Below are 17,788 nucleotides of genomic sequence, written 5' to 3'. Positions count from 1 at the left end.
CCCCAGCACGAACAACTGAGCGGGCTTATGCGTGGGTGACCGATCTGGAACAATTTGAAATGGTCCAGAAACAAACTGCGACATTCGCCCACATTGCGGCGAGAACTCCGCACGAAATGGGGCCTGTGAGCATCGGGCTCGCAGCACGACCGCATAGGCCTGGAATGATTCCAGTCGATGGTGCGACGGACAACGCGGCGGCGACACGAGAAAGTAGCGGGTAGTAAGCACCGCAACTCGCTCAGAAGCACAGACCCAGCATCTTGATGGTGCAGTCACGCGGCGCCGGCTTCGGCTTCGCCGGCTTGTCCTTGGCAGCCCCTTTGACCGAGCCCTTCGCAGCGACCTCGGGCGGCTTGGCTGACTTGGTCGGCTTCGCCGACGGCTTGGGCTTCGGCTTGTCGTAGCCCCCGGCGATCACCATCGCCCAATAGGTTCGGCCGCTGGCGCTCTTGGCGTTGGCGACGCCGACCTTGGTGGCGCCCTTCAGCAGCAAATTGCGGCGATGGCCGGGGGAGTTGATCCACTGGCCGAGCGTCTTCGGAAAGCTGTCGTAGCCATAGGCGATGTTCTCCGCCGCGCTGCCAGCTTTCGACGGCGCGACGCGGACGTTGAAATTGCCGACCACGTCGTGATCGAGCACATCCTTCGCCGCCATCCCCGCCGCCTGCTGCTGCGCGATCGCATTGAGCGTCGCATCGAGCGTCACCTTGCCCTCGCCGTTCTTGGCGCGGAACTCGGAGATCAGCTCGGCGGGTCCGGCGGCGAAGGCGGGTGTGCTGATTGCTCCAATTAGTAACACCGTCATTGCGAGGAGCGCAGCGACGAAGCAATCCAGCGCCGAGCAAGGCGCCCTGGATTGCTTCGCTGCGCTCGCAATGACGGGGAGAGTCATGTGCCCTATGCCTTCGCGATCACTTTCAGCCCGCCCATATAGGGCTGCAGCACCTCGGGCACGGCGATGGATCCGTCTTCCTGCTGATAGTTCTCGATCACCGCGATCAGCGCGCGGCCGACGGCGGTGCCGGAACCGTTCAGCGTGTGGACGAAGCGTGGCTTGCCGTCCGGGCCGCGCGAGCGTGCATCCATGCGACGGGCCTGGAAGTCGCCGCACACGGAGCACGACGAGATTTCGCGATACGCGCCGCCCTCGCCCTGCCCCGGCATCCACACCTCGATGTCGTAGGTCTTCTGCGACGCGAAGCCCATGTCGCCGGTGCACAACGTCATGACGCGATAATGCAGCCCGAGCCGGCGCAGCACTTCCTCGGCGCAGCTCAGCATGCGCTCGTGCTCGTCCTTGGACTGTTCCGGCGTGGTGATCGACACCAGTTCGACCTTGGTGAACTGATGCTGCCGGATCATGCCGCGCGTATCACGCCCGGCAGCGCCGGCCTCGGCGCGGAAACACGGCGTCAACGCGGTGAGCCGCATCGGCAGCTCTTTCTCGTCGAGGATGGACTCGCGGACGAGATTGGTCAGGGAGACTTCAGCGGTGGGGATGAGCCATAGCTTATCAGTCCCCGCAACTTCAGCTCTCGTCTCCTCGAAAGCCTCCATCACGTCAGACATAAGAGGATTATCACGTCCCTTTGCTGCAGCCTGCGCTGCAGCTTTCTCGCTCATGCGAACAAAAAAGTCTGCATCGCTGAGCTCACGTGACGTTCCGAACTGATCATCTTTGAATTTAGGCAACTGCGCCGTGCCGAACATCGCCTTGCTAGTTACTAGCAGCGGCGGATTGACTTCGGTGTAGCCGTGGTCGCCGGTGTGGACGTCGAGGAAGAATTGACCGATCGCGCGTTCGAGCCGCGCCAGACCTTTCTTCAACACAGTGAAGCGCGCGCCGCTGATTTTCGCGGCGGCTTCGAAGTCCATCATGCCGAGCGCTTCGCCGAGGTCGTAATGCGGCTTCGGCGTGAACGTGTAGCTCGGCTTTTCGCCGAAGCGGTGGTGCTCGACATTGCCGTGCTCGTCGGCGCCTTCCGGCACCTCGGCGAGCGGCAGGTTCGGGATTTCCGACAGCGCCTTCTTCAGCGCCTCGTCGGCCTCCTTCACGGCGGCTTCGAGCGCGGGCATCGTGGTCTTGAGCTCGGCGACCTCGGCCATCAGCGCGTCGGCACGGGCGTTGTCCTTGGCCTTCTTGGCCTCGCCGATTTCCTTCGACGCCGCATTGCGCCGCGCCTGCGCCTGCTCCGAGGCGAGGATCGCCGTGCGGCGGATCTCGTCGAGCTTGATCAGGCTGTCGGCGATCGGCGCCAACCCGCGCCGGGTGAAGGCCGCGTCGAACGCCTGGGGATTGTCGCGGATCGCTTTGATGTCGTGCATGGGAATCGTCCTGAGGGCGGGTCGGCCGGAGCGGCTGAAGTAGCCTGAATAAGCGGGATTTGAAAGCCGCCCGCCGCGCCTCAACCGTCATCGCCCGCGAAGGCGGGCGACCCAGTATACCGGAGCGTCCGAGATTTAGCCGCTGCGTTCCGCCGGATTGGATGCCCCGCCTTCGCGGGCATGATGACCGAAGACGTACGCCTACTCGGCCGGCTTCTACGACTCCGCGTCAGACGCGCCGGCCGCTGCGGCAGCCGCCGCCTGCTTCTTCTCGACCATGCCGACCGCGATGATCGAGCCCTCGTACAGCACCAGCAGCGGAAGCGCGAGCGAAGCCTGGCTGATGACATCCGGCGGGGTGAGCACCGCGGCGATGACGAAGGCGCCGACGATAAAGTAGCGACGCTTCTCGCGCAGCTGCTTCGAGGTCAGCACGCCGATCCGGCCGAGCAGCGTCAGGATCACCGGCAGCTGGAACGCCAGGCCGAAGGCGAAGATCAGCGACATCATCAGCGACAGATATTCGCCGACCTTGGGCAGCAGCTGGATCTGCGCGGTCTCGGCGCCGCCGAGCTGCTGCATGCCGAGCGAGAACCGCACCAGCATCGGCAGCACGATGAAGTACACCAGCAGCGAGCCGAGCACGAAGAACACCGGCGTCGCCACCAGATACGGCAGGAAGGCGTTCTTCTCGTGCTTGTAGAGGCCCGGCGCGACGAACTTGTAGATCTGGGTGGCGATGATCGGGAACGAGATGAAGCCGGCGCCGAACATCGCCAGCTTGAGCTGGGTGAGGAAGTATTCGAGCAGCGCGGTGTAGATGAACTTCGAGTTCTCCGCGCCCGCGACCCAGACGAACGGCCAGACCAGCACGTTGTAGATCTGCTTGGCGAAGAAGAAGCAGAAGATGAACGCCACGCCGAATCCGAGCAGCGCCTTGATCAGCCGCGAGCGCAGCTCGATCAGGTGATCCATCAATGGCGCCTTGGAGGCTTCGATATCCTCGGCGCTCATGAGGCTTTGGCGTCCTTGATGGGCTCGGCGGGAGCAGCTTCGGGATGGGCGAGATCGGGCGGTGCGAGGTCCGGCGTGGCCAGCGCATGGCTTTCCGCCGGGACCGGAAGATGCGCGCCGCTCGCCTGCGCTTCGCTGACGATCGCGAGCGGCTCGCTGGTCACGGCCTGATGCGTGGTGGCCTCGATGAAGGTCTCCGCGGTCGGCGGCACCGGCGTGGTCGGCTCGACCGGCGGCGTATCGATGGTGTCTTTCTTGTCGATCGCGGCGGCTTCGGACAGCTCGGTCCCGAGCTTGGTCAGCATGTTGTTGGTCGACAGCCCGGCGGTGGCTTCCCTGACCTCGTCGAACGACTTCTTGAGGTCGGCCATTTCGGCTTCGCGCATCGCTTCCTGGAACTGGCCCTGGAATTCGGAGGCGAGCTTGCGCGCCTTGCCCATCCACTGCCCGACCATGCGGAGCACGCCGGGTAGTTCCTTGGGGCCGATCGCGATCAGCGCGACCACCCCGATCACCACCAGTTCACTCCACCCGATGTCGAACATGAGACGTGCCGAACATGCCAAACTGCGCCGGCGGGCCGAGATCGGCATCCGCCACGGCGATCACTCGCCCCTGCGACACTCCTGCATGACGCGCCGGGTCACCACAAGAGCTTTGCTGCAGCGCGTTGGCGCTGCCACAGGTTTGCCTCATGCGCCGGTGACGGCGCACAGTCCGACGCGCGTCGCCGGATCAGACGGCCTTGCTGCCGACGTCGGTGCGGTTCGGCGCGGTGCCGGCCGTCGCATTGTGATCGATCGACTTCACGGGCTCGGACTTTTCGGCAGTCTTTTCATCGTCCTGCAGGCCCTTCTTGAAGGACTTGATGCCCTGCGCGACGTCGCCCATCAGGTCCGAAATCTTGCCGCGACCGAACAGCAGCAGGACGACCGCGATAACGACGATCCAGTGCCAGATACTGAGTGAACCCATCCTGCAATCTCCCGAAACTCGACCGGCGCGCCAGCCTGTGCCCTGTCTGAGAAACTAGGGGCAAGAGCAATCAAAAACAAGGATTTAAGCCGCGCCAACGCCGACGTGATTGCCGCGGCCCCAGTGTTCCTGTTGCCTCGCTCCGCGGCCTTTAGCGCGCCTCGCCGTCGGGATCGCCCTCACCATCCTCCGCCTCGCCGGCGTCAGGCTGGTCAGCATCGGGCTGATCGGAGTCCTCGGCAACGGCATCGAGATCGGAGGCAGCCAATGCGGCATCGCTCTCCTCTGCGACCTCACCCTGCTCGTCTTCAAACGATTCGAGCGCGGCCTCTTCGAGATCGGCGTCCGACGTCTCGTCTTCAGTGAGTTCAGTCGCAACCTCGGCATCTGAAGCCGTGTCGTGATCCTCCGCCTCGTCCAGAACAACGGCATCGGCCGCGGCTTCCTGTTCGGCGGACGCTTGATCATCGGAGGCCGGCTCGCCGGTCTCCGCGAAGCCAACCTCGACCTCGGCCACGTCCACCTCGGACGATTCAGCGAATCCCGTCTCCGGCTCGTCGGTGGTCTCGACCACCCCGACGGCAGTCTCGGCTTCAGCCTGTCCGTGTTCGTGCGAGGCTGCGGGTCCGGCTTCGTCGGTTTCCGGATCGGCGACCGGGGCGAGCGCCAGATCGAGATCGCCGGCGTCCAGCGGCTCCTCGTCTTCGCGCAGCGTCGGATCGTCCGACGGCGTCGGCACGCTGAAGCCGGTCGGCAGGCGGGTATCGAGCAGGCCCGAGCCCTTGAGCTCTTCCAGCCCCGGCAGATCGCTCAACGCTTCGAGGCTGAACTGAGCCAGGAACGCATCGGTGGTGCCGAAGGTGAGCGGACGCCCCGGCGTCTTGCGACGGCCGCGCGGTCGAATCCAGCCGGTCTCGAGCAACACGTCGAGGGTGCCCTTGGACGTGACGACACCACGAATTTCTTCGATTTCGGCGCGGGTGATCGGCTGATGATAGGCGATGATCGCCAGCATTTCGATCGCAGCGCGGGACAGCTTGCGGGTCTCGGTGGTCTCGCGCGTCATCAGCCAGGCGAGATCGCCAGCGGTGCGGAAGGTCCACTTGTTGGCGATGCGCACCAGATTGACGCCGCGATGCGCGTAGTCCGCCTGCAGCTGCGCCAGCGCAGCCTTGATATCGACGCCTTCCGGCATCCGCTTGGCCAGCGCCGCCTGTTCGAGCGGTTCGGGCGAGGCGAACAGCAGGGCTTCGAGAAGACGCAACTCCTCGGGCCGGCTCTGCGGCTGCTGTTCGGTGACGACTTCGTCGCGTTCGATATGCGGTTCGAACTCCACGATGCGCTTCTCCGCCAGACTTGCCATGGCTCGCTCTCCTTCTTCCACTACCCTGCCGGAACTTCCGGCACGGCTGCCGCTTCCATCGCTGGAGACGGCGGACGCTTACGAAAATACAAAGGTGCCAAGGGGCCGGCTTGGTGCAGTTCGACTTCGCCTTCGCGCACGAGCTCCAGCGCGGCGGCAAAGCTCGATGCCAGCGCGGTGGCCCGCTGCGCAGGATCCGGCAGGTAGCGCAGCAGATATTCGTCGAGGCGGCTCCAGTCCTCGGCGAGGCCGACCAGCCGCTCCAGCGACGCGCGCGCCTCGCTCAGCGACCAAACCGTGCGGCGCGCGAGGTGAACGGTAGTGAGCACCCGCGACTGGCGCTGCGTGGCATAGGCGCTGAGCAGATCGTACAGGGTCGCCGTGAACTTCGGATGGCGGATCTCGTCGATCGACTCGGCCGCGCCGCGCGGAAACACGTCGCGCTGCAATTGCGGCCGGGTCATCAGCGCGTTCGCGGCTTCGCGGATCGCTTCGAGCCGGCGTAGCCGGTTGGCCAGCGCGGTCGCCATCTCCTCGGCGCTCGGGCCTTCCTGCGCCGGCGGCTCCGGCAGCAACAGTCGTGACTTGAGGAAGGCGAGCCAGGCCGCCATCACCAGGTAGTCGGCGGCGAGCTCGAGGCGGATCTTCCGCGCTTCCTCGATGAACAGCAGATACTGATCGGCGAGCGCCAGGATCGAGATCTTGTGCAGATCGACCTTCTGCTGCCGCGCAAGCGTGAGCAGCAGGTCGAGCGGGCCTTCAAAGCCTTCGATGTCGATAACGAGCGCCTCGTCCTGGTCGACCTGCTCCGCCGGCCGCCCAGTCTCGAATTGCAGAATTTCAGCGGTCATGCGCTCATCCCTGCGCGGCCGATCAAGGTTTCGAGTTCGGCCCGTGCTGCCGTGCGATCGAACGACTGCGCGGGCTTGCGCGACGCCAGCGCAGCCTCGGCGCGCGCAAGCGCCTTGCCGGACAGCTCGGGCACTTCGGCCGCCACTTGCCGCATCTCGTCGAGCTTGCCATTGCAATGCAGGACGACGTCGCAGCCGGCCGCGATGCTCGCCCGCGTGCGGTCCGCGATCGAGCCGTCCAGCGCATTCATCGAGACGTCATCGCTCATCAGTAGCCCTTGGAACCCGATCCGGCCGCGAATCACCTGATCGATGATTGTCGCAGAAGTGGTCGCGGGTTTGGCGGGATCGAGCGCGCTAAACACAACATGTGCAGTCATCGCCATCGGCAGGTCGGCGAGCGGCTGGAACGCGGCAAAATCGGTGCGTTCGAGCTCCTCCCGGGGCGCATCTACGGTCGGGAGGCGGAAATGACTGTCCGCGGTGGCCCGGCCATGACCGGGGATATGTTTGAGAACCGGCAGCACCGAGCCCTGCTCCAGCCCCTCGGTGACCGCCCGGGCGATCGCCGCGACCTTGGCGGGCTCGTTGCCGTATGCGCGGTCGCCGATCACTGCGTCGGCTCCGGCGACCGGCACGTCCGCGAGCGGCAGGCAGTCGACCGTGATGCCGAGGTCGGCCAGATCGGCGGCGATCAACCGCGCGCTCAGGCGTGCGGCGGCCAGTCCAAGCTGCGAATCAGTGTCGTAGAGTGCGGAAAAGACGGCGCCGCGGGGATAGACCGGCCAATGCGGTGGACCGAGCCGCTGCACCCGGCCGCCCTCCTGGTCGATCAGGACCGGAGCGTCGGGAGCGTCGATCAATCTGCGCAACTCAGCAACCAATCCAGCGACTTGCGCCGGATTGTCGACATTGCGCTTGAATAGGATGAAACCCCACGGTCGGGCTTCGCGGAGAAATCCGCGCTCCTCGTCCGTGATGCCCAGGCCGGAAATACCGGTAATGAAAGCGCGCGAAGTCATACTGGGCCGCTTAGCCCGCGCGCGCCTCCAGGGTCAAGGAAACCGCCGTTAATTCCTCTGGACGACGCACTGTCCGCCAGCAGATTTTAGACTGCCGCAGACCTGCTGCGCCTCATCGGGGGTTCCGAACGGTCCGACCATGGCGCGGTAATAGACGCCCTTGCTGCCTAGGTCGGCCCGCTTGATCAACGGAGACCGCGAGCCGAGCACCGACGGGAACTTGCCCTGTAGGGCGCGATAGGAGGCTTTCGCGTCCGCTTCGCTCCGCTGCGAGGAAATCTGCACCACATAGCCGCCGCTGGTCGCGGGAGCTTCGGCGGGAGGCAGCGAGGCGACCCGTTGATTGCTCTGCGGCGCCGCATTCGGATTCAGCGACAGCGGCGCGCTGCCGGCCGACGCATTGGCGTCCTCGACCTGTCGGGTCGCCGGTCGCTGTTGCGCCGCTGTAGGCGCGGGCGGCGTGCGCGCGGCCTGCTTGGCGGCGCCGGTATTGACCGCGGCAGCAGCCTGGTCGGCCTGGTCCGGCCGGATGCTGAACGTCTTGATCCGCCGCGGTTCCTCGTTAGCAATAGCGCCATTGCTCGAGGCCGGCAGGTTAGGCCGTGCGTTCGGCGACACCGAACCGACGGCCGGGGGATTCGGATTCTGATTGAGCTGCGGCAGGACCACGCGGGTCCCCTGCCCGGCGCGCGACGGATCGGCTGGCTGCTCCTCGCGAGAAACCAGCGCCTCGACACCATTTCCGGCCGCGAGCCGATCTTGAATCGGCTTGCCCGATGCATCCCCCGTCGCCGGCGCCGCCATCACCTTGGTCGGCGTCGGGTCGGCCTTGATCACCGGCGGCTCGCCGCTACGGCTACCGCCGCTGAACGTGCGATACGCAAATGCGCCGCCAGTGCCGACGACAGCCAGCGCAAGCACCGCGGCCACCGTCACCATGCTGTTGCGGCGCGGCTTGACGGCGCGCGTATCGGGCTCGTCGGCATAGCCGTCATCGTAGCCGTAAGGCGACTCCGGATAGTTGGCGTCCGGCCGCACCTGGAAAGGATCGGGCTGGCCGTAAAGAGCGTCGTCATAGCGCGCCGGGACGAATTGCGGCTGCTCCAGCGGCAACGACGGCTGAGCTGCACCGTACGCATCAGCGGACGGCCGGGTATCGAACCGAGCCGCATCGTACTGGTGCGGATCGAGCTGCTGCTGATCGAAATCTCGCGGGTCGAACTGCTGCGGGTCGAATTGCGAAGGCTGCACCGGGACCGGATCGAACTGCGGTTGCTCGAACCGCGGCTCGCTGGACCGTGGCTGATCATAGCCCCGCGAGTCGGCCAACCGCGGCGCGGCCGCTTTGACGAAGGATGGCGGCTTACTGAAGTCCGGACGCGGCGCCGGAGCCGGCTCAGGCTCGGCGGCACGGCGATGCTGCAGCCACGACGGCATCGGCTGCGGCGCCACCTCTTCGTCGAGCGGCGGCACCGGAGTGCTCGGACGGAAATCGGTCGCACGCGAAGACGGCCGGCCCTGCGCCGGCGGCGCTTGATTGCCGAACGGATCCGTCTGCCCGATCAGGCGAGCGAGCTCGGCGAGAGGATCGTTGTCAGTCTTGTGCTGGGCGTAGGCTGCGCGGGTCTCGTCGTCATCCGCCGGAAAGGGTCGGTCGTGGTATCGATCGGTCATGTGATGTCGCGTCCCATTCGGGAAAGCCGCCAAAACCCGCTTACGCAGACGATAAGCCGCTCTCAAAAGCCGCTACAGATCCCCAATCTGACCGGCCGTCCCCTATCGCATCTCGTCCGGCGCTGTGACGCCGAGAATGGCAAGCCCCGATGCCAGAACCGAGACGACGCCCTGAACCATTGCCAGTCGCGCCCTGCTAATCTCTGCATCATTATTGATAATGAAGCGTAAATGAGGCGCATCACGCCCCCGCGTCCAGTGCGCGTGAAATTCGCTGGCGAGATCGTAGAGGTAGAATGCGATCCGGTGCGGCTCGTGCGCCAGCGCCGCCGCCTCCACGGTTCGCGGAAACAGCGCCAGCCGGCGCAGCAGATCGAGCTCAGCGGGATCGGTCAACCGCTCGACCGCGGCATCCTTCAGGAACGCGATCCGGGCGGCCGTGCCCTCCGGCAGATCCGGGAACAGCTCCCGAGCATTGCGGAAGATCGAGTGCCCCCGGGCGTGGCCGTACTGCACGTAGAACACCGGATTGTCCTTGGACTGCTCGATCACCTTCGCGAGGTCGAAATCGAGCACGGCGTCGTTCTTCCGGAACAGCATCATGAACCGGACGGCGTCCGAACCAACTTCATCCACTACTTCACGAAGCGTGACGAAGTCCCCGGCCCGCTTCGACATCTTCACCGGCTCGCCGTTCCGCAGCAGACGCACGAGCTGGACGATCTTGACGTCGAGCGCGCCCTTTCCGGCCGTCACCGCCTGGACCGCAGCCTGCATCCGCTTGATGTAGCCGCCGTGGTCGGCACCGAGCACGTCCACCAGGGTCGGGCAGCCGGCGTCGAACTTCACCTTGTGATAGGCGATATCGGAGGCGAAGTACGTGTAGGAGCCGTCGGACTTCAGCAGCGGCCGGTCCACGTCGTCGCCATAGGCAGTGGCGCGGAACAACGTCTGCTCGCGGTCCTCGTAATCGTCGACCGGCGCGCCCTTCGGCGGCGGCAGACGCCCCTGATACACGTCGCCCTTGGCGCGCAGAAAGTCGATGGTATCTGCGACCCGATTGCGCTCGCCCTCGATCAGCGACCGCTCGGAGAAGAACACTTCGTGGGTGATGGAAAGAGCGGCGAGATCGCCCTTGATCATGTCCATCATCATCGCGATCGACTTGGCGCGGACGACCGGAAGCCACTGCGCTTCAGGCATCTCCCGCAAGGCCGGGCCGTATTCGGCCTTCAGCGCCTGCCCGACCGGGACGAGGTAGTCGCCCGGATAAAGCCCCTCCGGGATCTCGCCGATAACTTCGCCGAGCGCCTCGCGATAGCGCAGGAACGCGGAGCGCGCCAGCACGTCGACCTGCGCGCCCGCGTCGTTGATGTAGTACTCGCGCGTGACGTCGTAGCCGGCAGTCACCAGCAGGCTCGCCAGTGCGTCGCCGAACACCGCCCCGCGACAATGGCCGACATGCATCGGGCCGGTCGGGTTGGCTGAGACGTACTCGATGTTGACCTTCTCGCCGCCGCCGATCCGGCTGCGGCCGTATTCAGCGCCTGCATCGAGCACGACGCGGAGCGCCTGCGCCCACACCGCCGGCTTGAGGGTCAGGTTGATAAAGCCCGGGCCGGCGATTGCCACGTCGGCAATCTGCTCTTCGGCCCGCAGCTTCTCGGCGATCTTGTCGGCGAGATCGCGCGGCTTCGCCTTCGCCTCCTTGGCCAGCACCATCGCCGCGTTGGTCGCCATGTCGCCGTGCGAGGCGTCCTTGGGCGGCTCGACCACAATGCGCGCCAGATCGATCCCGGCCGGCAGCACGCCCTCGGCGATCAGCGCGGCGCAGGCCGCGTGCACGCGCGACAGAACATGGGCGAAAAGGTGCGTGGACGTCGTTTGATCGGACATGGCTGCAATGGGATTGGAAAGGCGGCCATTCGGCCGGTCCGGGGCCGCCTAACGCAATTCGGGGGTCGAGTCAAAGAGCCGCTGGTGCTCGTTGATCGCGTAGCGGTCGGTCATGCCGGCAATGAAGTTGCGGATGCGGCGGAAGCGGTCGGCCTCGCACTCCGCGACCGGTCCGTCCGCCGGCAGCCAGTCCGGCGGCAGATCGGCGGGATGCTCGCAGTAGCGCTTGAACAGGTCAGCCACGATCGCTTCGGCATCGCGCATCACCGCCATTACCCGCTCGGCCCGGTACATGTGGGTCCAGAGGAAGGCCTTGATCTCGGCCTCCGCGGTGGCGATGTCGGCCGGGAAAGCGACCATCGCGGTCGCCGCACGGCGGACCTCCTCGGCCGACCGCGGCGCCGTGGCGGCCAGGCGCCGAACCGTCTCGGCTGTCACCGCGCGGATCAGGCGCGAGATCAGCTCCCGCACCAGTTCCGCTCCACGCCGGCTCTCGGCCAGAATGGGATACCGGCGATCGATCTCGTCGATGATCTCGGCGGCGAGCGGCACGGCGCGCAGATCGTCGACCCGGAACAGCCCGGCCCGCAGGCCGTCGTCGATATCGTGCGCGTCGTAGGCGATATCGTCGGCGATCGCCGCGACCTGCGCTTCGAGCGAAGCGAAGCTCCACAGCTCGAGGTCGAACCGCAGATTGAATTCGGCGATGCCCGGCGGCACTCCGCGTTCGACATAGCGTGGCAGCGGTTTGCCGGCCCGGTCGGTCAGCGGGCCGTTGTGCTTGACCACGCCCTCCAGCGTCTCCCAGGTCAGATTGAGCCCGTCGAACTCCGGATAGCGATGCTCCAGCGCCGTCAGCACCCGCAGCGTCTGGGCGTTGTGGTCGAAGCCGCCATGATCGCGCAGGCAGGCGTCCAGCGCCCGCTCGCCGGCATGGCCGAACGGCGGATGACCGAGGTCGTGCGCCAGCGCCAGCGTCTCGGTGAGGTCCTCGTCGAGCCCGAGCTGGCGGGCGATCGCCCGCGCGATCTGGGCGACTTCGAGGCTGTGGGTGAGCCGGGTCCGGTAGTGATCGCCTTCATGAAACACGAAGACCTGGGTCTTGTGCTTGAGCCGGCGGAAGCCGTTGGAGTGGATCACCCGGTCGCAATCGCGCCGGAACGCGCTGCGGTTGCTGCTCGGCGGCTCGGCGAATTGCCGGCCGCGGCTGCGGTCCGGATCGCAGCCATAGGCTGCGCGAGGAGCTGCCATCCCGACCGACACGCTGAAGCTATCCTTGACCCGTTTGATTCTCGATTGCGGTGCACTTAACTATGGCTTGCATGGAAATCCAATGACGGCACAATCCCTATTCGGGATACGGAGCGACAGATGACCGACACCAGCGTCACCATCAGCGAGCGCGCGGCGCGCCGGATCGGCGAAATCCTCAAGGGCGAAGGCGACGGCGCGATGCTGCGGATCAGCGTCGAAGGCGGCGGCTGCTCGGGCTTTCAATACAAGTTCGACGTCGATCGCGCCAAGACCGACGACGACCTGGTGATCGCCCGCGACGGCGCCGTGGTGCTGGTCGACTCCGCCTCGGTACCGTTCTTGGCCGGCTCGGAAGTCGATTTCGTCGACGACCTGATCGGCGCGTCGTTCCGCGTCAACAACCCAAATGCGACCGCATCCTGCGGCTGCGGGACGAGCTTCTCGATCTGAGCCCGGTGCCGTTCCTGACGGGATAGCGGCGAAAAGACGTTTGCGGGCAGATCTCGATCCCGAGATCTGCCCGCAATGGTTTCTGCCGACGGAGTTACACCTCGAGCGGCTCAGGTCCCGTTCGGTCGCCTACGAGAACGTTCCCGTGGTCCCCGCGAGATTGGTACACATCGTCCCCTTGAAGGGACCGTTGGTCGGCCCGACCTGATATTCCTTGAAGACAGCCAGTCCGCCGGGATTGCTGAGATTGGTGATCGTCGTCGGCAGGTCGAAATTGACGGCGTTGCCGGTCGAGATCACGCCAGTGCCGGCTTCGTTCTTGACCACCGCGTTGGGTGCGATCGGCGCCAGCAGACCGCTCGAGGTGACGGCCCGCTCCACCAGACCGAGCGTACCATCGGCCAGCGAACTCACCGCCATGTTCTTCACCGTCCAGGTGCCGTCGACATTGTAGGTCACATTGAACGTCGTGAAGCCGGGCGTCGCGTCGCAGAGCGCCGCGTTGATCGACGAACTGGTGAAGTTCATGACCGTGCCGGCGGTGTAGCTCCCGGTCTGCACGTAGAACTTGATGATCGGCTGACAGTCGAGATTGTTGTTCGGCTGAACCGTCACGAAGTTCGACAGGGTGATGGCGCCGGACAGCGCCTGCACGGCGGAGCCCGCGTTGTAGTTGGTCAGCACCGGATTGAAGGTCGGCGTCACGATCCGGAACGACCCCGCTTGCGGACCCGCGGTGTAGGCGGGAACAGACAGGCCCAACGAAGGCGACACGGTCATGTTGGTCGTGTTGTTGGTCTGCGGTCCACCGGAGGCCGAGGTGAGATTGATGGCCTGGATCGCCGCCAGTTGCCCGGACGGCTGGCCGATCTGAGGCGGTTGCACCTGCTGCTGCACGCCCGCGTAGTACTGCAGGATCATCGTGAAGGTGAGAACCGCACCCGACGTGCTGTAGGGCAGCAAGGCCTGGCTGTAGAGGCTGTTGGTGTAGACCTGCTGGCCGCCGGAATACGCAGCGGGTTGCTGGAAGAAGAAGAAGTTCTGCATCACGTTGCTGTTGTTCGTGACGTTGATCGTAATGGTCGTCGGCATTTTGACCTCCTGCCGGATCGATCCGGCCCAGATTACCGCTGGCTTGAATCAACCAGCCGCCACACAACTTATACGTGTATTTTACACCGAACGACGGTTTCTGATTGCGTCGCCGGCAAGGCGCACCCCGGGCTGCTTGCATTCAGCGCAAGCGGCCGACGTCCTGCCCGCGTTCTTCTTGAGCAAGTACAGATTGAACGAAGGCGACAAGCAGCGTTTTGGACCGCTCACTCATTGCGACCTCGGCTTGCCGCATACTGGACAGGAATCCGGACTCCCGCCGATCGAGCGAGCCAGCGGGTGGCTTCGGCGCATCGATTGCCCCCTCGCCGGTCAAGAACCAATCGAGCGAGATATCGAGCGCACGACACAGCAGCACCACGTGCTCGACCGACATCGGGGCATTGTTTTTCCACCGCGTGATCGTGCTCTCGTTCACGCCGATCGCGAATGCCAAAGCGTGCTGCTTGGTCATGCCCCGCAGCCGCATGGCTTGCACCATCCTCTCGCCACGGCTGGACATCAGGTACTCCGCACGCGCCCCAGAAACACAACCATAGCGTGTATCTCCAAGCATCGTGTACGGAAACAAGCCTCGTGCATTTACGAGGATCACCCGATCGCCAGCGCTCTCGGGAGGACGGCTTCAGAATGGAGGCGAGGCTGCCAGACGGCCGATGCGTCACATCTCCCGACGCGGGCGTTCGGCTCGATCGTGCGAGATAAGAAACGGCAATTACTCTGCCGCGGTCGCGCGCGGCTGCACGCCTTCGCCGACCTCTTCGAGCTGAGGCTCAAGCCGCCGCTTCAAGCGGCCGTCTATCTTGTCGAGATAGATGTAGATCACCGGCGTGATGAACAGCGTCAGCAACTGCGAGACCAGCAGGCCGCCGACGACAGCAACGCCGAGCGGCTGGCGCAACTCGGCACCAGCGCCGGCGCCGAGCGCGATCGGCAGCGTGCCGAAGATCGCCGACAGCGTGGTCATCATGATCGGCCGGAACCGCAGCAGCGCGGCCTCCCGGATGGCGTGCTCGGCCGATAGCCCGACGCGGCGCCGCTCCAGCGCGAAGTCGACCATCATGATGGCGTTCTTCTTGACGATGCCGACCAGCATGACGATGCCGATCATCGCGATCACCGACAGCTCCATCTTGAACAGCATGAGCGTCAGGATCGCGCCAATGCCGGCGGACGGCAGGCCGGAGATGATCGTGATCGGATGGATGAAGCTCTCGTAGAGAATGCCGAGGATCACGAACGCAGCGAACACGGCGGCGAGGATCAGTACGCCCTGCCCGCGCAGACTCTCCTGGAACACCTGTGCGGTGCCGGAGAAGCCGGTGAAGATCGTCGCCGGCAGATTGGAGTCGCGTTCGATCTGGGTGATGCGATCGACGGCCTCGCCGAGCGAACGGCCTTCGGCGAGATTGAACGAGATCGTCACCGCTGGCTGCTGGCCCTGGTGATTGATCTGCAACGCGCCGACGGTCGGCACCATCCGCGCCACTGCTTCGATCGGGATGGTCTGATTGTTTTGGGTCTTCAGATAGAGTTTCGAGAGGTCATTCGGATCCGCGCGAAACTGCGGCTGGACCTCGAGGATGATCTGGTAATCATTCGTCGGCGTATAGATCGTGCCGATCTGCCGCGAGCCGTAGGCATTGTAGAGCTGGTTACGCACCTGGTCGACGGTGATGCCGTAGACGGCCGCTTTCTCGCGGTCGATCTCGACCGTCATCTGCGGATTGCGGATATAGAGATCGGTGGTGACGTCGAGCAGGCCCGGCAGCTTGGCGATCTTGTCGCGCATCTCGGGCGCGAGGCGATACAGCGCCTCGGTGTCGCTGCCCTGCATCACATATTGATACTGGCTCTTCGAGATACGCCCGCCGATGTTCAGGTTCTGAATGCTCTGGAAAAACGCCTGGACACCCGGCACCTGCGCCGCCTGCTGGCGCAGCCGCGCGATTACCTTTGGGGCCGGATCGCGCTCCTTGACCGGCTTCAGGCCGACGAACAGCCGGCCGTAATTGGCGGTCGGATTTGGACCGCCGGCGCCGACCGTACTGTTGATGTAGTCGACCGCCGGGTCTTCGCGCAGGATCTGCACCAGCGCGAGCTGGCGCTCCTTCATCGCCTCGAACGAGGTGTCGGTCGCGGCCTCGGTGACGCCAATCAGGAAGCCCGTGTCTTCCTGCGGAAAGAAGCCCTTCGGCACCACCATGTACAGATAGATCGTGCCGCCGAGCGTCGCGAAGGTCACCATCAACATCAGGAATTTGTGCGCCAGCACCTTGTCGAGCGCCCATTCGTAGCCGCGCAGCCAGGCGGCGAACATCGCCTCGAAAGCGCGCAGCACGATGTTCTCGCGCTTGTGCGGATCGTGCGCCTTGAGCATCCGCGCGCACAGCATCGGCGTCAGCGTCAACGAGACGAAGCCGGACACCAAAATGGCAATCGAGATCGTGACGGCGAATTCGCGAAACACCCGGCCGACGATGCCGCCCATCAGCAGCACCGGGATGAACACCGCGATCAGCGACAGCGTGATCGAGATGATGGTGAAGCCGATCTCGCGCGCGCCCTTCAGCGCCGCCTCGAACGGCCGCATGCCGTCCTCGATATGGCGCATGATGTTCTCGAGCATCACGATGGCGTCGTCGACCACGAAGCCCACCGACAGCGTCAGCGCCAGCAGCGTCATGTTATTGATCGAGAAGTCGAGCATGTACATCACGGCGAAGGTGCCGAGCAGCGAGATCGGCACCGCCAGCGCCGGGATGAAGGTCGCCGAGGCCTTGCGCAGGAACAGGAAGATCACCAGCACGACCAGCACCACGGCGATCGCCAGCGTCTCCTGCACGTCGAACACTGCCTGCCGCACCGAGATCGAGCGGTCCATCGTCACCGTCATCTCGACCGACGGCGGGATCTGCGCGCGCAGCGACGGCAGCCGCTCGCGGACGAGATCGACCACCGCCACCGTGTTGGCGTCCGGCTGCTTCTGGATCGCCAGCACGATGGCGCGATCGTCGTTCAGCCAGGTGGCGAGCCGATCGTTCTCGACGCTGTCGTAGATCCGCGCGACCTCGTCGAGCTTGACCGGCGAGCCATTCCGCCACGCCACCACGATCTGGCGATAGTCGGCGGCCTTGTCCATCTGGCCGGAGGCCTGCAGCACGAAGTCCTGCTTCGGGCCGCTCATCGTGCCGACCGGCGTCGAGGAGTTGGCGCGCGCCACAGCAGCGCGGATGTCCTCGAGCGACAGCCCGCGCGCAGCCGCGGCTTCCGGATCGGCCTGCACCCGCACGGCGAATTTCTGCGGTCCGTAGATCACCACCTGCGCGACGCCGGGGATCTGCGACAGCGCCTGGCCGATGGTGATGTCGCCATATTCGTTGACGGTCGACAGCGGCAGCGTCGCCGAGCTCAGCGCCACGAACAGCACCGGAAACTCCGCGGGGTTCACCTTGCGGAAGCTCGGCGGCGTCGTCATCTCGATCGGCAACCGCCGCTGCGCGATCGTCAGCGCGGTCTGCACGTCGAGCGCGGCCGCGTCGATGTTGCGGCCGAGATCGAACTGGATCGTGATCACCGACGTGCCTTGCGACGAGTTCGACGACATCGAGGAGATGCCGGCGATGGTCGAGAGCTGGCGTTCGATGATCCCGGCGACCGAGGCCGCCATGGTATCGGCGCTGGCGCCCGGCAGCGTCGCGGTGACGGCGATGGTCGGAAAGTCGACCTTGGGCAGCGCCGAGACCGGCAGCAGCCGATAACCGAAAATCCCGAAGACGACGATCGACGCGGTGATCAGCATCGTCATCACCGGCCGGCGGATACACAGCTCGGAGAGCGTCATCGGA

General features: G+C 65.2%; 15 protein-coding genes. 1 reads left to right on the top strand and 14 read right to left on the bottom strand.

The features are described 5' to 3' along the window. Positions 1-241: 241 nt before the first annotated feature. The 11 genes from ACFFJ6_RS20870 to ACFFJ6_RS20820 form a co-directional block, all read right to left on the bottom strand. Positions 242-808 (bottom strand): CAP domain-containing protein, encoded by a 567-nt coding sequence (locus ACFFJ6_RS20870; RefSeq protein WP_378391428.1) that lies wholly within the window; start codon positions 806-808, stop codon positions 242-244. A gap of 92 nt (positions 809-900) precedes the next feature. Continuing rightward, positions 901-2,328, bottom strand: a complete 1,428-nt coding sequence (serS, locus tag ACFFJ6_RS20865; protein ID WP_378391426.1) for a serine--tRNA ligase — start codon at positions 2,326-2,328, stop codon at positions 901-903. A gap of 216 nt (positions 2,329-2,544) precedes the next feature. After that, complete coding sequence (tatC, locus tag ACFFJ6_RS20860) at positions 2,545-3,342, bottom strand: twin-arginine translocase subunit TatC (RefSeq protein WP_378391424.1); 798 nt, start codon at positions 3,340-3,342, stop codon at positions 2,545-2,547. Next, complete coding sequence (gene tatB, locus ACFFJ6_RS20855; RefSeq protein ID WP_378391422.1) at positions 3,339-3,887, bottom strand: Sec-independent protein translocase protein TatB; 549 nt, start codon at positions 3,885-3,887, stop codon at positions 3,339-3,341. The genes tatC and tatB overlap by 4 nt, the downstream gene beginning before the upstream one ends. Positions 3,888-4,077: 190 nt before the next feature. Beyond that, positions 4,078-4,317: a twin-arginine translocase TatA/TatE family subunit gene (locus ACFFJ6_RS20850; RefSeq protein WP_378391420.1), complete on the bottom strand. Its 240-nt coding sequence runs from the start codon at positions 4,315-4,317 to the stop codon at positions 4,078-4,080. Positions 4,318-4,468: 151 nt separating this feature from the next. After that, a complete protein-coding gene (gene scpB / locus ACFFJ6_RS20845) occupies positions 4,469-5,680 on the bottom strand; it encodes an SMC-Scp complex subunit ScpB (protein WP_378391418.1) in 1,212 nt (403 codons plus the stop codon). A 20-nt stretch (positions 5,681-5,700) separates the two neighbouring features. Then, positions 5,701-6,531 carry a segregation and condensation protein A gene (locus tag ACFFJ6_RS20840; RefSeq protein ID WP_378391416.1) on the bottom strand — a complete coding sequence of 277 codons (831 nt, stop codon included), beginning with the start codon at positions 6,529-6,531 and terminating at the stop codon, positions 5,701-5,703. Then, positions 6,528-7,553, bottom strand: a complete 1,026-nt coding sequence (nagZ, locus tag ACFFJ6_RS20835) for a beta-N-acetylhexosaminidase (protein ID WP_378391414.1) — start codon at positions 7,551-7,553, stop codon at positions 6,528-6,530. Before nagZ ends, ACFFJ6_RS20840 begins: the two co-directional genes overlap by 4 nt. Positions 7,554-7,601: 48 nt before the next feature. Then, positions 7,602-9,227 (bottom strand): SPOR domain-containing protein, encoded by a 1,626-nt coding sequence (locus tag ACFFJ6_RS20830; RefSeq protein WP_378391412.1) that lies wholly within the window; start codon positions 9,225-9,227, stop codon positions 7,602-7,604. 102 nt (positions 9,228-9,329) lie between these two features. Further along, a complete protein-coding gene (argS, locus tag ACFFJ6_RS20825; protein ID WP_378391410.1) occupies positions 9,330-11,123 on the bottom strand; it encodes an arginine--tRNA ligase in 1,794 nt (597 codons plus the stop codon). 48 nt (positions 11,124-11,171) lie between these two features. Next, entirely contained in the window at positions 11,172-12,386 is a 1,215-nt protein-coding gene (locus ACFFJ6_RS20820; RefSeq protein WP_378391408.1) for a deoxyguanosinetriphosphate triphosphohydrolase, read from the bottom strand. Between the two features lie 108 nt (positions 12,387-12,494). Between ACFFJ6_RS20820 and erpA the strand changes: the two genes are divergently transcribed. Beyond that, complete coding sequence (gene erpA, locus ACFFJ6_RS20815; protein WP_378391406.1) at positions 12,495-12,827, top strand: iron-sulfur cluster insertion protein ErpA; 333 nt, start codon at positions 12,495-12,497, stop codon at positions 12,825-12,827. Between the two features lie 129 nt (positions 12,828-12,956). On the opposite strand, the gene ACFFJ6_RS20810 is transcribed toward erpA, so the two are convergent. The 3 genes from ACFFJ6_RS20810 to ACFFJ6_RS20800 all read right to left on the bottom strand — a co-directional run bounded on the left by ACFFJ6_RS20810 (position 12,957) and on the right by ACFFJ6_RS20800 (position 17,784). Further along, positions 12,957-13,919 (bottom strand): hypothetical protein, encoded by a 963-nt coding sequence (locus tag ACFFJ6_RS20810; protein WP_378391404.1) that lies wholly within the window; start codon positions 13,917-13,919, stop codon positions 12,957-12,959. A gap of 142 nt (positions 13,920-14,061) precedes the next feature. After that, a complete protein-coding gene (locus ACFFJ6_RS20805; protein WP_378391402.1) occupies positions 14,062-14,442 on the bottom strand; it encodes a helix-turn-helix domain-containing protein in 381 nt (126 codons plus the stop codon). A gap of 213 nt (positions 14,443-14,655) precedes the next feature. Continuing rightward, on the bottom strand, positions 14,656-17,784 hold the full coding sequence (locus ACFFJ6_RS20800; protein WP_378391400.1) for an efflux RND transporter permease subunit: 3,129 nt from the start codon (positions 17,782-17,784) through the stop codon (positions 14,656-14,658). Positions 17,785-17,788 lie beyond the last annotated feature (4 nt).

The sequence above is a fragment of the Rhodopseudomonas telluris genome (assembly GCF_042432815.1).
Classification (GTDB): Bacteria; Pseudomonadota; Alphaproteobacteria; order Rhizobiales; family Xanthobacteraceae; genus Rhodopseudomonas; species Rhodopseudomonas telluris.
The sequence above is the reverse complement of the archived record's forward strand: the minus strand, read 5'-3'. Positions and strand labels throughout refer to the sequence as shown.